Source organism: Micromonospora globispora (assembly GCF_003857015.1).
Classification (GTDB): domain Bacteria; phylum Actinomycetota; class Actinomycetes; order Mycobacteriales; family Micromonosporaceae; genus Micromonospora; species Micromonospora globispora.
The window spans coordinates 1-17,913 of record NZ_QGGF01000442.1 but is presented as its reverse complement, the minus strand read 5'-3'; the positions used below and the strand labels follow the sequence as shown (position 1 = coordinate 17,913).

The 17,913-nt window shown below is 72.0% G+C and carries 15 protein-coding genes and 1 riboswitch; of the genes, 3 read left to right on the top strand and 12 right to left on the bottom strand.

Annotation, left to right across the window (positions count from 1 at the left end; all coding sequences use genetic code 11):
* Nucleotides 1-2,164, top strand: a 2,164-nt coding sequence (locus DKL51_RS23780; protein ID WP_498070937.1) for a WD40 domain-containing protein, incomplete at its 5' end; no start/stop codon positions are given.
* An 11-nt stretch (nucleotides 2,165-2,175) separates the two neighbouring features.
* Here the strand turns inward: DKL51_RS23780 and DKL51_RS35845 are convergent.
* The 9 genes from DKL51_RS35845 to DKL51_RS23730 form a co-directional block, all read right to left on the bottom strand.
* A complete protein-coding gene (locus DKL51_RS35845; protein WP_207783970.1) occupies nucleotides 2,176-3,105 on the bottom strand; it encodes a deaminase in 930 nt (309 codons plus the stop codon).
* A 136-nt stretch (nucleotides 3,106-3,241) separates the two neighbouring features.
* Nucleotides 3,242-3,760 carry a DsrE/DsrF/DrsH-like family protein gene (locus tag DKL51_RS23765; RefSeq protein ID WP_109946544.1) on the bottom strand — a complete coding sequence of 173 codons (519 nt, stop codon included), beginning with the start codon at nucleotides 3,758-3,760 and terminating at the stop codon, nucleotides 3,242-3,244.
* Between the two features lie 14 nt (nucleotides 3,761-3,774).
* On the bottom strand, nucleotides 3,775-4,089 hold the full coding sequence (locus tag DKL51_RS23760; protein WP_109946546.1) for a TusE/DsrC/DsvC family sulfur relay protein: 315 nt from the start codon (nucleotides 4,087-4,089) through the stop codon (nucleotides 3,775-3,777).
* A gap of 5 nt (nucleotides 4,090-4,094) precedes the next feature.
* Entirely contained in the window at nucleotides 4,095-5,324 is a 1,230-nt protein-coding gene (gene sqr, locus DKL51_RS23755; RefSeq protein ID WP_109946543.1) for a type III sulfide quinone reductase, selenoprotein subtype, read from the bottom strand.
* Between the two features lie 85 nt (nucleotides 5,325-5,409).
* Nucleotides 5,410-7,641, bottom strand: a complete 2,232-nt coding sequence (locus DKL51_RS23750) for a hypothetical protein (protein ID WP_109946542.1) — start codon at nucleotides 7,639-7,641, stop codon at nucleotides 5,410-5,412.
* A gap of 144 nt (nucleotides 7,642-7,785) precedes the next feature.
* Nucleotides 7,786-8,271 (bottom strand): SsrA-binding protein SmpB, encoded by a 486-nt coding sequence (gene smpB / locus DKL51_RS23745; RefSeq protein WP_109946545.1) that lies wholly within the window; start codon nucleotides 8,269-8,271, stop codon nucleotides 7,786-7,788.
* 74 nt (nucleotides 8,272-8,345) lie between these two features.
* Nucleotides 8,346-8,993, bottom strand: a complete 648-nt coding sequence (locus tag DKL51_RS23740; RefSeq protein WP_109965720.1) for a lysoplasmalogenase — start codon at nucleotides 8,991-8,993, stop codon at nucleotides 8,346-8,348.
* The gene (locus DKL51_RS23735; protein ID WP_109946540.1) at nucleotides 8,990-9,817 is read right to left on the bottom strand and encodes a sterol desaturase family protein; all 828 of its coding nucleotides are present in this window, start codon (nucleotides 9,815-9,817) and stop codon (nucleotides 8,990-8,992) included. The genes DKL51_RS23740 and DKL51_RS23735 overlap by 4 nt, the downstream gene beginning before the upstream one ends.
* Nucleotides 9,814-10,539, bottom strand: coding sequence for a FadR/GntR family transcriptional regulator (locus tag DKL51_RS23730; RefSeq protein ID WP_124812510.1), 726 nt, complete (start codon nucleotides 10,537-10,539; stop codon nucleotides 9,814-9,816). Before DKL51_RS23730 ends, DKL51_RS23735 begins: the two co-directional genes overlap by 4 nt.
* Nucleotides 10,540-10,676: 137 nt before the next feature.
* Here DKL51_RS23730 and htpG point away from each other — a divergent pair, with 137 nt between their 5' ends.
* Complete coding sequence (gene htpG / locus DKL51_RS23725; RefSeq protein ID WP_109965678.1) at nucleotides 10,677-12,578, top strand: molecular chaperone HtpG; 1,902 nt, start codon at nucleotides 10,677-10,679, stop codon at nucleotides 12,576-12,578.
* 45 nt (nucleotides 12,579-12,623) lie between these two features.
* On the opposite strand, the gene DKL51_RS23720 is transcribed toward htpG, so the two are convergent.
* The 3 genes from DKL51_RS23720 to DKL51_RS23710 all read right to left on the bottom strand — a co-directional run bounded on the left by DKL51_RS23720 (nucleotide 12,624) and on the right by DKL51_RS23710 (nucleotide 15,494).
* Nucleotides 12,624-13,322, bottom strand: a complete 699-nt coding sequence (locus DKL51_RS23720; RefSeq protein WP_109947342.1) for an SDR family oxidoreductase — start codon at nucleotides 13,320-13,322, stop codon at nucleotides 12,624-12,626.
* A 46-nt stretch (nucleotides 13,323-13,368) separates the two neighbouring features.
* The gene (locus DKL51_RS23715; RefSeq protein WP_109947341.1) at nucleotides 13,369-13,845 is read right to left on the bottom strand and encodes a winged helix-turn-helix transcriptional regulator; all 477 of its coding nucleotides are present in this window, start codon (nucleotides 13,843-13,845) and stop codon (nucleotides 13,369-13,371) included.
* A gap of 80 nt (nucleotides 13,846-13,925) precedes the next feature.
* Nucleotides 13,926-15,494 carry an LLM class flavin-dependent oxidoreductase gene (locus tag DKL51_RS23710; protein WP_124812509.1) on the bottom strand — a complete coding sequence of 523 codons (1,569 nt, stop codon included), beginning with the start codon at nucleotides 15,492-15,494 and terminating at the stop codon, nucleotides 13,926-13,928.
* Nucleotides 15,495-15,708: 214 nt separating this feature from the next.
* Here DKL51_RS23710 and DKL51_RS23705 point away from each other — a divergent pair, with 214 nt between their 5' ends.
* Nucleotides 15,709-17,550: a glycoside hydrolase family 3 protein gene (locus tag DKL51_RS23705; protein ID WP_185734903.1), complete on the top strand. Its 1,842-nt coding sequence runs from the start codon at nucleotides 15,709-15,711 to the stop codon at nucleotides 17,548-17,550.
* Between the two features lie 175 nt (nucleotides 17,551-17,725).
* Nucleotides 17,726-17,893, top strand: a riboswitch (cyclic di-AMP (ydaO/yuaA leader).
* The last annotated feature ends 20 nt before the right edge of the window (nucleotides 17,894-17,913 follow it).

Genomic DNA, 17,913 nt, shown 5'->3' with positions numbered 1-17,913 from the left:
GCTCCGGGCGCCGGAGCTGCGCGGCGCGGTGGTCGCGCCCGGCCGGCCGGTGGTGCCCGGCCTGGCACCGTCGGCGGTGGGTGTCTCGTACGGCTTCGAGGTGGGCCGGCTGCCCGTGCCGGTCGCGTACAGCCCGGACGGGGCGGTCCTCGCGGTGGGCAGTGAAGACGGTGGCGTGCTGATCTGCGACACCGCCACCGGCCTGCCGGTGCGCACCCTCCAGGGGCACCGGGGTCGGGTCTACGCCGTCCGCTTCGACGCCGCGTCGCACCAGTTGGTCACCGGCGCGTCGGACCTGACCGTACGGCTGTGGGACGCCGACCACGGCGACGTGCGGCACGTCATCGAGGGCGTCTTCGACGGCTGGGTGTGGCCGATACTGACCGACGGCTCCCGGGGCCGGCTGGTGGTGGGCGACGCCGCGGGTGTGGTCCGGCTCTACGACACCCGTACCGCCCGGCTGCGGCACGAGTGGACCGGCCACGCCCCGCCGATCTGGGGCACCTCGTTCAGCCCGGACGGCCGGCGGCTCGTCGTGGTGGACAGCGCCGGGGTGGTGCGCGGCTGGGACGTCGCCTCCGGGGCGCTGGTCTTCGAGGTCCGCGAGCCGGAGGTGGTCTATCGGGTGGTGCACACCCCGGACGGGCAGTCGCTGGTGGCCGTGGGGCAGCACGGCCGGGTGTGGATCCGCCGAGCCGCCGACGGTGCGCTGCTGCGCCAGCCGCGCGGCCACGAGGCCGACGTGTACGCCCTGGACGTGCACCCGGACGGCCACCTGATGGCCACCGGGGACACGCACGGGGCGCTGCGGCTCTGGGAGGTCGCCACCGGCCGGCCGGTACGCGTCCTGGGCCGGCAGCGCGGCGCGATCTACAGTGTCCGGTTCAACGGCGACGGCTCCCTGCTGGCCTCGGCGGCCAGCGACGGCGCGATCCACCTCTGGGACACCGCCGACGGCCAGCCCCGACACGAGTTGACCCGGCACCGCGGTTCGGTGTGGCCGCTGGTCTGGCGGCCCGATCAGGCCCAGGTGGCCAGCAGCAGCAACGACGGCACCACCCGGATGTGGGACGCCCGCACCGGGCAGTTGCAGCACACCCTGCGCGGACACGGCCGGCGGGTCACCACGCTCTCCTTCCGCGACGACGGCGCGGTCCTGGCGACCTGCGGCAACGACGGCGTGGTGCGGCTCTGGGAGCCGCGTACCGGCCGCCTGGTGCGGCAGCTCGTCAGCCCGGCGGACCGGCTGGTCTCGGCGGTGTTCTGCCCAGGTGAGCCGCTGCTCGCCGCACCGAGCGGGGACGGTGGGGTGCACCTGTGGAACACCGACACCGGCATCGACGAGCGGGAACTGAACGTGGACACCGACCACGTCTGGGCGGCCGCCTTCAGCCCGGACGGCGACGCGCTGGCCACCGCGAACGACGACGACACCGTCCGGCTCTGGTACCGCCGGACGGGCCGGCACTTCGCCACCCTCACGCCGCACCGCGGCCGGGTGCGGGCGGTGGCGTTCAGCCCGGACGGGGAGACCATCGCGACCGGCTGCGACGACCGGCTGGTCCGGCTCTGGGACGCCGCCACGGCGTCCTGCCGGCTCACCCTTGAGCAGCACACCGACCGGGTCTACGCGGTGGCCTTCAACGCTGAGGGGACGCTGCTGGCCAGCGCCAGCAACGACGGCACCGCGGTGGTGTGGGACGCGGGGACCGGCGAGCGCCGCACGGTGCTCACCGAGCACACCGGCCGGCTCTGGTCCTGCGCGTTCAGCCCGAACGGCAACCTGCTGGCCACCGCCGGCGACGACCTCACCATCCGGCTGTGGGACCCGGGCACCGGCCGGCTGCACGGCACCCTGGCCGCGCACACCCGGCGGGTCTGGTCGGTGGCGTTCAGCCCGGACAGCAGCCTGCTGGCCAGCGCCGGGGACGACGGTACGGTCCGGCTGTGGGATGTCGCCGACCCGGAGCACGGGCAACTGCGGACCACCCTGATCGGGCTGCCGGAGGGCTGGGCGGCGGTCAGCCCCGACGGGCGGTACAAGCTCGACGGCGACCCGGGCGGCCAGTTCTGGCACGTCATCGGCACCTGCCGGTTCGAGGTGGGGGAGCTGGACCCGTACCTGACCCAGGTGCGCCGGCTGGCGGTGGACGCGCCGTTCTGACCGACCGTGGCTCAGCCTCGACCGGCTGCGTCGGCGTAGGACCGGAACGGCGCGGTCAGGTCCTCGGCGGACAGGCCGGCGTCGCCGCGCCGGGCGATGCCGGGCAGCTGCGCGGTCACCGCGTCGATGAGCCGGACCGTGAGGTCGGGCGTGGGGTCGATCGCCGCCGGAACGGCCTCCTTGCCGACGGCGAAGACGATCTCCCGTACGCCGGCCGCGGCGGCCACCGTCCGGCAGATCGCGCACGGCTCACAGCTGGAGTAGACCACCGCCCCGGCGAGGTCGGGCGAGCCGGTACGCCGGGTGGCGTCGCGGATCGCGGCGACCTCGCCGTGCGCGGTCGGGTCGTGGTCCACCAGCGTCGTGTTGGCGCCGGCTCCGATCACCGTCCCGTCCCGCACCACGACGGCCACGAACGGAAGCTGCCCGGCGGCGCCGTGCCGCCGGGCCAGTTCGACGGTACGCGCCAGCAGCCCCCGCTCTCCGCCCAGCTCGGTCAGTGTCGCACCGACCAGTCCGGCGGGCCCGTCCGACGCGGCGAGCTCCTGGAAGAGGGTCACCTGCACGCCGGCCGGCCCGTCCAGGCGGGCGTTGCGGGAGTTCCACGGCGTACGGACCGGGGGTGCGATCACCCCGGCCCCGGCCCCGGCGCCGGCCAGGGCAGCGGTGGCGGCGTCCACATCGGCCACCTCGAACGCGAGCCGGACGGGTGTGCTCGGCGTACCGCCGGTCTCGACCTCGGCGATGAACCGCGCCTGCGCGGCGTTGGCCAGTTCCAGCGTGGCGCGGCCCGCCTCGAGGATGACCACCCGGGCTCCGTCGGGGCCCGCGATGGCGGCCGACTCGGACAGCCCCAGGGTGTCCCGGTAGTACACCACGGCGGCATCGAAGTCCTCGGTCACCAGGACGACCCGGAGCTGGTTGACGGCAGTGTCGCTCATGCCGGAACCATAGAGCCGACACCGATGTCAGGGGCAGGGTCGCCTCCGTCACAGCGGGAACCGGGTGCCTCGCCCGGGCGACCGGTGACGGGCGAGGCCCGGTTCCCCTGTGGAGCCGGGCCTCGACGTGACCGGGTCAGATGAAGAGCAGTTGCGCTCCGTCCGTCTTCTCGATGAAGTCGGTGGCGCTGATGATCCCCTCGACCTCCTCGTACAGGTCGTCCTCGGTGAGGTGCATCAGGTCCGCCGACATCCGGCAGGCCCAGAGGTGGCCGCCGGAGGCGACGATCTGGGCGAGGAACTCCGGCACCTCGGGAACGCCGATGTCGGCGATCTGCCTGCGCAGCTGGTGGGTGGCGAGTGCGGTCATTCCGGGCAGGCCGCCGAGCCCCTGCGGCAGGTGGGTGGCGGTGTTGCCGAGCGGGGTGAACTTCAGGGCGCCCATCCGCGACCTGGTGATGATGTCGAAGCCCCAGAACGTGAAGAACAGGTGCGTCTCCACACCCTCACCGAGTGCGGCGTTCGCCAGCACCAGGCCGGGGTACGCCATGTCGAGGGTGCCCTTGGAGCAGATGATGGCGAGCTTGCGGCCGGTGTCGGCGTCGAAGTCCGGCACCACGGTCGGGGCGGTCGCCGCGGTGGTGGTGGTGGTCATGACGGTGCCTCCTTCTAGACGCAGCCGCGCGGCTTGGGCAGGCCGGCGACGTACGCCATCTTCTTGGCCGGCTTCTTCGGGAAGAGCGCGAAGAGTTCCCTGGTGGGTACGCCGGTCAGGGTGGTGACCCGGCGCAGGGTGGCGGTCTCGCCGTGCTGCCGGTAGTCCTCGCGCAGCGCGGCGATGATCCGCCGGTGCGCGTCGGTCAGGTCGATGCCGATCTGCCCGGCGAGCCGGGTGGCGAGCTCGTCGTCCCACTCGTCGTACTCGGTGAGGAAGCCCTCCGCGTCGACGTGGACGTCGCGCCCGGCGATGGTGGTGACGGTCATCGCGATCACTCCTCGGGGTGTTTGCCGGCCATCGACATGCGCGCCGGCAGTGGGATGGGACGCCCGGGCAGCAGCAGGTTCCAGTACATCCAGCGGAAGGCGAGCTTTCCCCAGTGGTTGACCGGGCTCTCCCGGAGCAGCCGGAACGGGCCGAGGCCGGGCACGGGGTACCTGCCGGGCAGCGGTTCGGTGTCGTAGTTGAAGTCGATCAGCAGGCCCCGGCCGTCGCCGGACTCGACGAAGCAGTTGGCGTGCCCGTCGAAGCGCCCGGTCATCGGCTCGCCTCGGACGTGCTGGAGGAAGTTGTCGGCGAACACCTCGACGGAGAAGTGCGCGACCGAGCCGGCCTTCGACGTCGGCAGGTCGTTGGCGTCGCCGATGGCGAAGATGTTCGGCCAGGTGCGCGACAGCAGGGTGTGCCGGTCCACCGGGACGAGGTTGAGTTCGTCGCCGAGGCCGGAGCGGGCGACGTACTCGGCGCCCATGTTCAGCGGCACGGTGACCAGCAGGTCGAACGGGATCTCCCGGTCGTCGTACGAGATCAGCCGGTGGTCGTCGACCCGTTCCACCAGGAAGTCCGGCTCCAGCGCGATCTTCCGCTCGTCGAGCATCGCGCCGAGGTGGCGGGCGGCGACCGGCTTGGTGAACGCGCCCGCCAGCGGCGTGGCGTAGACCAGTTCCACCCGGTCTCGCATGCCGCGCTGCCGGAAGTGGGCGTCGGCGAGGAAGGCGAACTCCAGCGGCGCCACCGGGCACTTGATCGGCAGGTCCGTCACGTGCACGACGAGCCGCCCGCCGGCGAAGGCGCGCAGCGCGCCGGCCAGGGCGACCGCGCCCTCGTAGGTGTAGAAGTCGAAGACGTTCTTCCGCCACCGGCGCGGGTCCCGCATGCCCGGGGTCTGGTCGGGTCGTGGCTCCACCCCGGTGGCGATGACCAGCTGGTCGTAACGGAGCCGCTCGCCGTTGGTGAGCAGCACCTGGTTGTCGGCGGGCAGCACCCGGTCGATCTGGCCCCGGCGCAGGGTGATCCCGGGGCGCAGTGTCGACCGGGTGGGTCGGACCGCCTTCCCCGGCGCGGCGCCGAACGGGATGAAGAGGAAGCCGGGCTGGTAGAAGTGCCGGTCCCGCTGCTCGACCACGGTGATGTCCCAGTCCGTGGGGGCCAGCCGGCGGCGGAGCTTGTTGGTCACCATGGTCCCGGCCGTGCCCGCTCCCAGCACCAGGAGTCGTCTCATCAGGACCACCTCCCTATACCCCACAGGGTATTCGGACGGTGGGCGGTGGGTCAGGGCCGGAAGTCCCGACCCCGCTGGATACGCCTCAACGCGACTGCCGCAGCCGGTCCACCAGCTCCCGCGTCGCCGCCGCGAACGACTCGTCCGACTCGCACGGCCAGTGGCCCTTGATCGGGGGCGGGACGCTGTCGCTCGCCGGCGGTACCACGCCGGCCGGGTCCCGCAGACGACGGTCGACCGTCCCGGCCGGGCCGGTCACGGATCGCTCGCCCGGCCGCCCGGCGTCGAAGATCCAACCGCCGATCGGGTCGGTGTCCCGCCACAGGTTCAGCCACCGCCAGCCGATTCGGTCACCTACCTCGCACAGCACGTCCTCGCCCAGGTACCACGGGAAGAGGCGGGCGTAGAGCCGGTTCAGCGGCGAGCCGTACGTCAGCAGCGCGACCCGGTGTCGCACCCGGGCCGGCAGTTGCAGCACGGTCGCGGCCAGCAGCACCGAGCCGTGACTGTGGCCGGTGAGCAGCACCCCACGATGCTGTCCCGCCAGGTAGCAGATCCGCTTCGCCAACTCCGGCACCGCCCGTTCCGCGTAGCAGGGCGGTGCGAACGGGTGGGCCGCCCGTGGCCAGAACGTGCCCAGGTCCCACAGCACCCCGACGTACCGGCGAAACTCCGCCGTCCGGTACGCGAACAGCCCGCCGACCAGGAGGGCGACGACGACGCCCACGATGAGGTAGCTGCTCATCGTGAGCCCGAAGGTGACCAACCCGCTCGGCACACCGAAGAGACGCTCCGCGAGTGGGCTCGGCTGCAGACCGAGCAGTCCCAGGGCGCTCGCGGCCAGGCCCAGCCCGGCCAGATAGGCGTACGCGATGGCCAGCGGTCCGAGCCGCTCGGTGAACCTCGCCCGGGCGATCGCCTTCTCCACCTGCCGCATCCGGTCCGCCGCCTCCGGCGGGGCCGCCGGGAAGTCGTGGGCGACGATCCGCACCGCGGCCCGCCGCCGGGTGCGGCGGGAGAGCAAGGTCATCGCACCGCCCACCATCGCCGCCGTGCTCACCGCCAGGAAGAAGCCGAAGATCGCCCACTTGTAGGCCAGGGGCGGGGGCGTCAGATCGCCGGGGCGCTCGGTGATCGCGCGCCGGTTGAGGAAAGCGGCCGTCCGGTAGACGAGATTCGCCGAGAAGGCCACCGCCAGCCCCGCCGCGGCCGCGGCGAGGACCGGCGCTCCCATCCCGCGCAGGAGTCCCCGTTGGCGCTCTCGGCGGCTGCGCCGCGACAGCGTCAGCAGACCGAGCGCGGCGAGCAGGGCCGTCTGCGACAGGAACACCGAGGCCACCGTCTCGTCGTACCCCGGCAGTCCCGCGGCGCGGGGCCAGGGAGTCCCGTCTAGCAGTACGGCGGCGACCGTCACCACCGTGAGGCCGCACGCGGTGGCCTGCAGTGCTGAGGTCACCCGGTCGGTCACCCGGGCCTCGGTGGTGTCGAGCAGGGCGGGCGCGCAGAGCAGCGCCAGGCAGCCGACCAGCACCGCGACCGCAACGGTGAGCAGGCCGACCGTCGTCCCGGAGGGACCGCGGGCACCGGTGGCGATGAGCAGGGTGAGGTCCAGCATGGCGAATGCGGCCGCGACGTGGATCGCCCGCAACCGCCGGACCATCGGCATGGCGTCCCAATGGCCCACCGCGCTGAGCCTCTTCCCCTCCAGTTCACCCGTCGGCGTCCGGAACGCGTCGTACGAGCGACCGGGGCGGGCGCCCAGCGACCAGACCAGCCCGATGGCGGCGACCGGCACCAGGGCCAGCACCGCGAGGCGGAGCTCGACGGGACGACCCCCCAACCAGGACAGCCAGCTACGTCCGGCGAGGCAGCGGGCCGAGGCCATGCACTGCCAGGCGACCACGTCGAGGGCGACACCGACGACCGACAGCACGTACAGCAGGGTGAGGGTGAGCGCCAGCAGCCGGCACAGCACCTTGGCTGCGGTGCCCGGTCCCCGCCTGGCCGGGCACATCCAGACCGCCACGTTGCTCAGCATGAACGGCAACAGGAACACCAGGGAGAGCGCCCGCGCAGCGGTACCGGACGGCAGGTCGCTCCACCGGTACGCCTCCAACACCACCCCACCGGGACCGGTGGTGTCCGGGTAACCCGGCCGGGGGCGGTAGAAGCCGCCACTGCGGTCACCGGCCACCTGCTGGACGTGCGGGCGGTCCAGCACCTGACCGGCGCTCGCCCCGGACACCCCGTGCACCCGTAGCTCCACGACGTCGTCCGAGCTGCCCCGATCCGTGGACGGCGGTGACGAATCGGTCATTGGTCCGCGACCCCCGAAGCGCGGCCAGCAGTTCGGGACGGGTGCAGACCGACGGTGAACCGGCCCACCCGGCTGGCGCGGGTGACTACCCGCACACGTCGCGGCCAACCATCGGCGGATGATTCCGCCCCGGTGGGTCGCCGCTCACCGCGCGGGTCGGGCCCCCTTGAGGCGGCGGCCCAGCTCCCGGGCGATCTCCCGGTTGGCGTCCCGCTCGGCGAGGGCCTGCCGCTTGTCGTAAGACTTCCGGCCGCGGGCCAGGCCCAGCTCGACCTTCGCCCACCCGCCGGCGAAGTACATCGACAGCGGCACCAGGGTCAGTCCGCCCTCGCGCAGCTTCTCCAGGATCCGGGCGATCTCGATGCGGTGCAGCAGCAGCTTGCGGGTGCGCCGGGGCTGGTGGTTGGTCCACGTGCCGAAGCCGTACTCGGCGATGTGCAGACCGTAGAGCATGATCTCGCCGTCGCGCTCCTGGGCGAACGCGTCGACCAGTGACACCCGGCCCTCGCGCAGCGACTTGACCTCGGTGCCGGCCAGCACGATCCCGGCCTCGTAGGTCTTGAGGATGGTGTAGTCGTGCCGCGCCTTCTTGTTGGAGGCGATGAGCTTGCGTTCCGTGTCCCTGGACACGCCCACCTCCCCGCTCGTCGACCCGCAGCAGGATACCCGCCGGTACCGGTCCAGGGCCGGCACCGGCCGGGTGGTCAACCGGTCAACGCCGGTGGACGGTCTCCGATCCGGGGGGACGAGCCGCGCCCGCTCGCTGCCCACGCGGTGGTGATGAGCAAGAGTGCCGCGATGTAGGTGCTCATCACCAGTATCCGCTGGCCAGGCAGGTGCACGCCGGCCGCGCCGAGCCCGATCAGCAGGTCCGAGGCGAGGAAGATCAGCCCGCCGACGGCGGCCCGCCGCGACACCCCGGTCGCGGCGGCGGCCATCAGGCACAGCGCCAGGCTGTAGCCGAGCACCGGCAGCCGCAGCGGCCCGAGCCCGCCCCAGAGCAGCGCGTTCGCCACGCCCCACACCGCCAGGTACGCCACCACCGCCGCGACCGGCGGCCGCCGGTGCCGGACGAACGTGGTCAGGAAGGCGAGTTGGGTGACCAGGAAGCACGCCATGCCGACCAGGAACGCCGTCCGGCCGGGTAGCAGCAGCGCCACGTCCCCGGCGGTGGCGAACACCAGTCCGACCGCCACCCCGTCGAGTCGTCGGCGGGCGGCCCAGAGGTACACCAGCAGCAGCGGCGCCAGCAACGGCTTGGCCAGCCACTGCACCACGGTCGAGTCCAGCGCGACCCCGGCCAGCTCGACCCCGGCGACGACCCCGAACAGCCCGAGCCAGCGCCGCCTCACCGGGCGGGCTGCCAGCCGGGGCGGCCCAGCACGTAGCCGAGGCGGTGCCGCCAGGAGGTGGCCCTGCGGGCGTCGGTCCAGATCGAGGCGTACTCGTGCGTGGCCACCCGCAGCGGGTTGTAGGTGGTGATGTTCTTGGTCAGCCCGTACCGGACGGCCGCGCGTTCCGGCTCGAAGGTGCGGAAGAGCCGGTCCCAGATGATCAGGATGCCGCCGTAGTTGCGGTCCAGGTACTCGGCGTTGGAGCCGTGGTGCACCCGGTGGTGGGACGGGGTGTTGAAGATCCACTCGATGGGCCGGGGCAGCACGTCGATCCGCTCGGTGTGCAGGAAGAACTGGTAGAGCAGGCTGATCGACTGCTGGAGGAAGATCATCCACGGCGGGATGCCGAGCAGCGCCAGGGGCAGCCAGAACGGCAGCGACGTCATCGGGGTCCAGCTCTGCCGCAGCGCGGTGGAGAAGTTGTAGAAGACGCTGGAGTGGTGCACCACGTGCGAGGCCCAGAGCAGCCGTACCTCGTGGTGCAGCCGGTGGAACCAGTAGTACGCCAGGTCGTCGACGAAGAAGAGCAGCACCCAGGTCGACCAGTGCGCGGGGGAGAGGTGCACCGGGGCGAGCGTCCACAGTCCGGCGTAGATGCCGATGGTCGCGAACTTCCACGGCACGCCGATGATCTGGCTGCCGACGCCCATGGAGAGGCTGGTGGTGGTGTCGCGTACCTCGTAACCGCGTTCGTCGTCGTCCGGCGCGAACCGGTAGGAGACGGCCTCGATGATGATGAGCAGCAGGAACGCCGGGACGGCGTAGAGCACGGCGGGGATCATGCTCGGGCTCCCTTGTCAGACGGGGTGGTGGGGGTGGAGACCGGGGCGGTGAGCAGGGCCCGGGCGTGCCGGGCGGCGGCGGCGCCCTGGCCGGCCGCGATCGCCGCGGCGAGTCGGCGGTGGCTGGTGATGTCGAGCAGTTCGGCGGCCCGCCCGTCGGGCGGGACGTCGCCCACGGCGAGCGTGCCGGCCACCAGGCTGTTGAAGGCCAGCAGGTAGGCGGTGTTGCCGGAGCCGCGGACGATGAGCCGCCACATGGCGATGTTGGCCTCCGCCATCCGCGGCAGGTCGGGGGCGAGCGCGGCGTACTCCTCGGCGGCCCGGACCACGGCGGACGTGACCGCCGGGTCGCCGCGCTCGGCGCAGAGCCGGGCCGCGTCGATCCCGACGCAGGCCCGCATCTCCAGCATGTCGCGGACCAGCGTCGCCACCGGCAGGACGTCTCCGGACTGGGTCAGCGACAGCGCCAGGTCGAGCCCGGCGTGCACGCGCCAGTCCAGCACCCGGGTGGCGCCGCCCTGGCTGACCCGGACCAGGCCGAGCTGTTGCAGCCGGCGCAGGGCCTCCCGGACGGCGTGCCGGTTCACCGCGAACGCGCCGGCCAGCTCCCGCTCGCCGGGCAGCGTCTCCTCCGGTTGGTAGCGGCCGCTGACGATGGCGTCGCGGAGCTGGCCGAAGACGTGGTCGGAAACCGAGGCGCGGGGGACGGGGGCGAAGGCCATGGGCAGAAGTGTGGCCCGGGACACATCAACCCGTCAACTGGTTGGACCAGAACGTGCCTCCGCGACCCTCTGCTGCCGGGGCGCGCACGGCTCGTATCCTTTCCGCCATAGGGCCCGCGAGGTGGAAGGGAGCCGGTGTGAGCGACCGGGTTGAGACGTTGGAGTTCCAGGCCGAGGCCCGTCAGCTGCTCCAGCTGATGGTCCACTCGATCTACTCCAACAAGGACGTCTTTCTGCGCGAACTCATCTCGAACGCGTCGGACGCGCTGGACAAGCTGCGGCTGGAGTCGCTGATCGACAAGGACCTGGCCGTCGACACCGCCGACCTGCACATCGAGATCGAGGTCGACCGCGACACCCGGACGCTGACCGTCCGGGACAACGGCATCGGCATGTCCCGCGACGAGGTGGTCGGCCTGATCGGCACGATCGCCAAGTCCGGCACCGCCGAGCTGCTGGGCAAGCTGCGCCAGTCGAAGGATGCCGCCGCCTCCCAGGAGCTGATCGGCCAGTTCGGTGTCGGCTTCTACGCCACGTTCATGGTCGCCGACAAGGTCACCCTGCTGACCCGTCGGGCCGGGCAGAGCGGCGGCACCCGGTGGGAGTCCGCCGGCGAGGGCACCTACACGGTCGAGGCGGTCGACGACGCCCCGCAGGGCACCGCGGTCACCCTGCACCTCAAGCCGGCCGACACCGAGGACAACCTGCACGACTACACCGCCGAGTGGACGATCCGGGAGATCGTCAAGCGGTACTCCGACTTTATCGCCTGGCCGATCCGGATGACCGTGGAGCGGCCGGGTGAGGGTGGCGAGACCACCCGCGAGGTGCAGACCCTCAACTCGATGAAGGCGCTCTGGGCCCGGTCCCGGGACGAGGTCGACGAGGCCGAATACAAGGAGTTCTACAAGCACGTCAGCCACGACTGGGCCGACCCGCTCGAGACCATCCACATGCGCGGCGAGGGCACCTTCGAGTACGAGGCGCTGCTCTTCCTGCCCTCGCACGCCCCGCTGGACCTGTTCTCCCCGCAGGGCCGCCGCGGCGTGCAGCTCTACGTCAAGCGCGTCTTCATCATGGACGACTGCGACGCCCTCATGCCCAACTACCTGCGGTTCGTCAAGGGCGTGGTGGACGCCCACGACCTGTCGCTGAACATCTCCCGGGAGATCCTTCAGCAGGACCGGCAGATCCGGGCCGTCCGCCGCCGGCTGGTCAAGAAGGTGCTGGCGACCCTCAAGGAGATGAAGGCCGACCGGGCCGACGCGTACCGGACGTTCTGGACCGAGTTCGGCGCGGTGGTCAAGGAGGGGCTGCTCGAGGACCCGGACAACACCGAGGCGCTGCTCGACCTGGTGCAGGTGGCCTCCACCCACGACCCGGCCGAACTCACCACCCTGCGCGAGTACGTCGAGCGGATGAAGGACGGCCAGACCGACGTCTACTACGCCACCGGCGAGTCGCGGACCACCATCGAGAACTCCCCGCACCTGGAGGCGTTCCGCGCCAAGGGCTACGAGGTGCTGATCCTCACCGACCCGGTGGACGAGGTGTGGGTCGAGCGGGTCGGGCAGTTCGACGGCAAGCCGCTGCGGTCCGTCGCCAAGGGCCACGTCGACCTGGAGACCGACGAGGAGAGGGAGAAGGCCGAGGCGGACCGGAAGGACTACGCCGAGCTGCTCTCCTGGATGAGCGGCAAGCTGGCCGACAGCGTCAAGGAGGTCCGGCTCTCCTCCCGGCTGACCACCTCGCCGGCCTGCGTCGTCGGTGACGCCCACGACATGACCCCGACGCTGGAGAAGATGTACCGGGCGATGGGGCAGGAGGTCCCGCGGGTCAAGCGGATCCTCGAACTCAACCCGACCCACCCGCTGGTGACCGGGCTGCGCAAGGCCCACGAGCAGGACGGCGACAGCGAGGCCCTCGCCGAGACCGCCGAGCTGCTGTACGGGATGGCGCTGCTCGCCGAGGGCGGGGAGCTGACCGACCCGGCACGGTTCGCCCGGATCCTCGCCGACCGGCTCGCCCGCAGCCTGTAGCCGTACGCCGCCCGGCGTCCCGCTGGGACGCCGGGCGGCCTCTGGTCAGGGCAGTTGCGGGTAGAGCGCAGCCACGCCGCCGGAAAGCCCCGCCAGTACCTGTCGGGAGGTGTCGTCGGCGACGATCTCGTACCGGTCGGCCTCGATCCCGTCGACCGCGATCCGCGCGATGTCCGCCGGGTCGGACTTCGGCCCCGACACCCCGGCGGTCATGTCGGTGTCCATGTACCCGACGTGCAGGCCGGCGACCCGGATGCCCCGGTCGGCGAGCTGCGTACGCAGGGCGTTCGTCATCGACCACTCGGCGGACTTCGCCGCGCTGTACGCCCCGACCTGCGGGAAGCTGATCCAGGAGAGCGCGGACAGGATGTTCAGGATGGTCCCGCCGCCGTTGGCCGCGATCCGCGGCGCGAAGGCGCGCACCACCGACAGCGTGCCGAAGTAGTGGGTCTCCATCTCCTGCCGGGTCTGCGCCAGGTCGCCGTCGAGCAGGTTCGCCCCGGTGCTGACGCCGGCGTTGTTGACCAGCAGGGTGACGTCACCGGCCAGCTCCGCCGCCGCGGTCACCGAGGCCGGGTCGGTGATGTCGAGCCGGACCGGCGTGACGCCCGGCAGGTCGACGTTGTCCGGGTTGCGGGCGCCGGCGTAGACGGTGGCGCCTCGTGCCACCAGCTCGGCGGCCAGGTGTCGGCCGAATCCTCGGTTGGCCCCGGTGACCAGCGCGGCGCGTCCAGCGATCTTCATGTCCTGCTCCTGAGTTCTCGTTCAAGGTGTGTCGACGGCCAAGCGGTCACGCCCGAAGCAGCCCCGGGCCCGGCAGCACGTCGATCTCGCCGGGCGGTGCGTCGTGCCCGGCCTCGCAGCGCAGCCGCGCGTGAACGGCGGCGCCGCAGTCGTGGTGCTGGACGCGAACGGACGGGCCGGCTTCGTCGGCGGCCCAGGCGTCCCCCCACTGCCGCAGCGCGGTCAGCACGGGCAGCAGCTCCTGTCCCTTGCGGGTCAGCACGTACTCGTCCCGGGTCCGCTGCCCGGGCTGCTGGTAGGGCCGTCGTTCGAGCAGTCCGTCCGCGACGAGCTGCTTCAGCCGGGCGGCGGCGACCGGCTCGCTGATGCCCACCCGCCGCGCGAAGTCGTCGAAGCGGCGGGTGCCGAAGGATGCCTCGCGCAGCAGGAGCAGCGTGGAGCGGTTTCCGACCGCCTCGATCGCCCGGGCGATCGAGCAGTTGGTGGTCAGCCACGCGTCGCGCTGCTCGAGGAAGTCCGTCATGCCGAGGACGCTACGCCGCTGGCTTAGGAAAACCAAAGTCAGCTATCTCACGCCGAGGCGGGGCGCTGACCGGAATACGGTCAGACCTGCCCGGCGTAGAAGCCGTACCGAGCGAGGGGCTCCACGATCTCCCGTTCCTCGTACGACAGGTGCGACAGCAGGGTGTCGGTGAGCACGTCCACGCCCTTCTGGACCTCGGTGAAGTCGCCCGGGTTGCGGATCAGGTCGACCAGAGCTTGGTCCACGCCCTCCACCACGTCGTGGATGACCACGTGCTCGGCCTCCAGGCGGTCGAGCACCGGCCCCAGCCCGGCATCGGCGCGCCGCAGGTGCGGAAAGATCGAGTTGTCCTCCAGCCCGTGGTGCTGGGTCACCACGGTGCAGTACGCGGCGCAGTACGCCCCCAGCGTCCAGTTGCTCTGCCGCATGGTCATCTGGTTGAGCACCGCCCGCGCGGCACCGGCGGAGACCACCCCCCGCTTGACCTGCTCGAGGAGATCCCGCACCTGCGCCAACTCCTGCCGTAGGTGGTCGTGCACGTCGACCAGGTGCGCCCCGACGGCCTGGGCGTGCGGGGTGTAGACGTGGCCGGCCGGCGGCGGCGGGGCGACCGGGCGGGTGGACTCGTCCCAGAGCTGGTGGTCGGTCAGCCGTACGCCCGGATCCGGGGTGGGGGTGACGGCGAGCGTGGGGGCACCACCGGCCTCGACCACCTCGCGCTGCTCCTCGACCGCCTTGGCGCGGCTGCCCGGCTCGGCGCGTTCGGAGGCCACCAGTTCCCGCACCGCCGGGGCGACCTCCTGCGCGAAGAGCTGGATCGCGGTCGGGTCGTCGGCGCCGAGGATGAAGCCGGAGATGCCGTGGTCCAGGGCGAGGCCGGCGACCTCCTCCACCCACTGCTCCGGGGGGCCGGCCAGGAAGCCGGAGCGGGACCGGATGAACTGCCCGGAGAGGTTGAGCAGTCGCCGCACCGACCGGGGATCCCGCCCGGCCGCCGCGGCGCCCTCGTCGACCAGCGCATTGAGGTCCACCAGCTCGGCCGGCCCCTTCGGCAGGTACGCCAGCGACGGCAGCCAGCCGTCGGCCGCCCGGCCGACCAGGCGCAGCATCCGCGGCTTGTACGCGCCCACCCAGATCCCCACGTCGTGCGCCGGGGCGGGCCCCCGCTTCGCGCCGACCACCCGGTAGTGGTCGCCCTCGACCCGGACTCCGCCGCGCCGGTCGGTGGCCCACACCTCCCGGATGATCCGGATCGCCTCGTCCAGCGCGTCCACGGCCTGGCCGGGGCTGAGCCGCCGACCCCCGTTCGCCTCGATCGCCTCCCAGAACGCGCCCGCGCCCAGGCCCAGCTCCACCCGGCCGCCGGTGAGCAGGTCCAGGCTGGCGATGCTGCGGGCCAGCACTACCGGCTGGCGCAGCGGCAGGTTCAGCACGTTGCCGGAGAGCCGGATCCGACTGGTTGCCGCCGCCACGAAGGACATCAGCGTCCAGGTGTCCACGAAGTTCGGTTGGTACGGGTGGTCCTGGAAGGTGACGAGGTCCAGGCCGACCTGTTCGCAGAGCTTGGCGCGGGCGACGACCTGCTCGACCTGGCCGGCGGCGGGCGTGAGAAAGCTGCCGAACATCAGGTCGTGTCCGTAGTCGGTCATGTCTGGTGCGCCACCTCGCCCGGGTCCTCGCCGCGTCGCTGCCGCCGGCTGCCGCCGACCCCCGTCACCGTAGCCCGGGCTGCGGCGGCGCGCGCGACGGTCCGTGAATGGCCAGGGTTGTTCACAGTTTGCGTTATCCAACGGTGTCCATCGATGCATCGGCCGCATAGGCTGCCGGTGAACGGCAGCACCATTCCTCCGAGAGGAGTGACCCGTGACCCACGTCCTCCGCCGCCGCCTCGTCGGCCCACCGGCCCTCGCCCTGCTCCTCGTCGCGCTCGTCGGACTGGTCGCGCCGCCGGCCGCGACCGCCGCGACCTGGCCGTACCAGGACCCGACCCTGCCCGTCGCCACCCGCGTCGCCGACCTGCTCTCCCGGATGAGCCTGGACGAGAAGATCGGCCAGATGACCCAGGCCGAGCGCGGCTCGGTCACCGCCACCGACCTGACCACCTACCGGCTCGGCTCGATCCTCTCCGGCGGCGGCTCCGCGCCCTCGCCCAACACCGCCGCCAGCTGGGCCGACATGTACGACTCCTTCCAGCGGGCCGCCCTCGCCACGCCGCTCGGCATCCCGATGATCTACGGCGTGGACGCCGTGCACGGGCACAACAATGTGGTCGGCGCGACGATCTTTCCGCACAACATCGGGCTCGGCGCCACCCGCGACCCGGCGCTGGTGCAGCAGATCGGTCAGGCGGTTGCCGAGGAGGTCTCCGGCACCGGCGTCGACTGGGACTTCGCCCCCTGCCTCTGCGTGGCCCGCAACGACCGGTGGGGCCGCACCTACGAGTCCTTTGGCGAGACGCCGGACATCCCATCGGACATGACCACGCTGATCACCGGGCTTCAGGGAGCCACCCTGGGCGGGCCGACCTCGGTGCTCGCCACCGCCAAGCACTACGTGGGCGACGGCGGCACCACCGGCGGCGACGACCAGGGCAACACGGAACTGACCGAGGCCGAGCTGCGGGCGATCCACCTGCCGCCGTTCCAGGCCGCGGTGCAGCGCGGCGTCGGCTCGGTGATGATCTCCTACAGCAGCTGGAACGGCGGCAAGATGCACGGCAATCAGTACCTGATCACGACCGTCCTCAAGGGCGAGCTCGGCTTCTCCGGCTTCGTCGTGTCGGACTGGAACGGCATCGACCAGATCGACGGCAGCTCCGGCTTCACCGCAGCCGAGGTGACCACGGCGATCAACGCCGGCATCGACATGGTGATGGTGCCGACGGCCTGGAAGACCTTCATCAGTACGCTGCGCGCCGAGGTGCAGAACGGGCACGTGCCGCTGAGCCGGATCGACGACGCGAACCGGCGGATCCTCACCAAGAAGTTCGAGCTGGGCCTCTTCGAGCGCCCGTACACCGACCGGAGCTGGACGCCGACCGTCGGCAGCGCGGCCCACCGGGCCCTCGCCCGGCAGGCCGTCCGCGAGTCGCAGGTGCTGCTGAAGAACGCGAACGGCGTCCTGCCGCTGGCCCGCGACAACAACAAGATCTTCGTCGCCGGCAAGAACGCCGACAACATCGGCAACCAGAGTGGCGGCTGGACCATCTCCTGGCAGGGCTCCTCGGGCGCCATCACCCCGGGCACCACGATCCTGCAGGGCATCCGGGCCGCGGTCGGTCCGACCACGACCGTCACCTACAACCAGCGCGGCACCGGCATCGACCGCAGCTACCGGGCCGCGATCGCGCTGGTGGGGGAGACCCCGTACGCCGAGGGCCAGGGCGACCGGACCGGCAGCATGAGCCTGGACCGGGAGGACCTGCGCACCATCGCCACGCTGCGCAACGCCGGCGTACCGGTGATCGTGGTGCTGGTCTCCGGCCGGCCGATGGACATCGCCACCGAACTGCCGAAGTGGGACGCGCTGCTGGCGTCCTGGCTGCCCGGCACCGAGGGCGACGGAGTGGCGGACGTCCTGTTCGGAGCCGCGGCGCCGACCGGCGCCCTGCCGATGACCTGGATGAACTCGGTCAGCCAGCAACCGATCAACGCCGGCGACGGCCAGGTCCCGCTCTTCCCGCAGGGGTACGGCCTGACGTACTGACCAACCGTGCGGAGGCCGCCGGGCAATCGCTCGGCGGCCTCCGTACGGCACGTCCGCGCACCTCGCAACTCGGAGCCGCGGGCCCTCACGTGGCCCGGTGAGGAACTTCACGAGAAGTGGGCGATCGTCCGAAACCGGTCCTAACGTCGTCTGCGTTCGCGATCGCGGACACCACGGGCCGGCAACGCCTAATCCTGCCGCCGGCCGTCGGTACCTGGACCACAGGCAGGAGCGGGGGACCCAGACGTTCCTCGGTGCTCGACACCTCGGGGTGAAGCCGCCAGCGGCGGCCGGGCGTCCTCGGCCCGAACCCGACAGCTCACCTCGTCGGCGTGGAGGAAAACCCACATGGCACCTCAATAC

Coding starts and splice junctions, on each gene's coding strand:
- DKL51_RS23730 (WP_124812510.1), bottom strand. CDS start 10,539: ATGGCCTTCGCCCCCGTCCCCCGCGCCTCGGTTTCCGACCACGTCTTC.
- DKL51_RS23715 (WP_109947341.1), bottom strand. CDS start 13,845: ATGACGGACTTCCTCGAGCAGCGCGACGCGTGGCTGACCACCAACTGC.
- DKL51_RS35845 (WP_207783970.1), bottom strand. CDS start 3,105: ATGAGCGACACTGCCGTCAACCAGCTCCGGGTCGTCCTGGTGACCGAG.
- sqr (WP_109946543.1), bottom strand. CDS start 5,324: ATGAGACGACTCCTGGTGCTGGGAGCGGGCACGGCCGGGACCATGGTG.
- DKL51_RS23760 (WP_109946546.1), bottom strand. CDS start 4,089: ATGACCGTCACCACCATCGCCGGGCGCGACGTCCACGTCGACGCGGAG.
- DKL51_RS23750 (WP_109946542.1), bottom strand. CDS start 7,641: ATGACCGATTCGTCACCGCCGTCCACGGATCGGGGCAGCTCGGACGAC.
- DKL51_RS23765 (WP_109946544.1), bottom strand. CDS start 3,760: ATGACCACCACCACCACCGCGGCGACCGCCCCGACCGTGGTGCCGGAC.
- DKL51_RS23720 (WP_109947342.1), bottom strand. CDS start 13,322: ATGAAGATCGCTGGACGCGCCGCGCTGGTCACCGGGGCCAACCGAGGA.
- DKL51_RS23735 (WP_109946540.1), bottom strand. CDS start 9,817: ATGATCCCCGCCGTGCTCTACGCCGTCCCGGCGTTCCTGCTGCTCATC.
- DKL51_RS23710 (WP_124812509.1), bottom strand. CDS start 15,494: ATGACCGACTACGGACACGACCTGATGTTCGGCAGCTTTCTCACGCCC.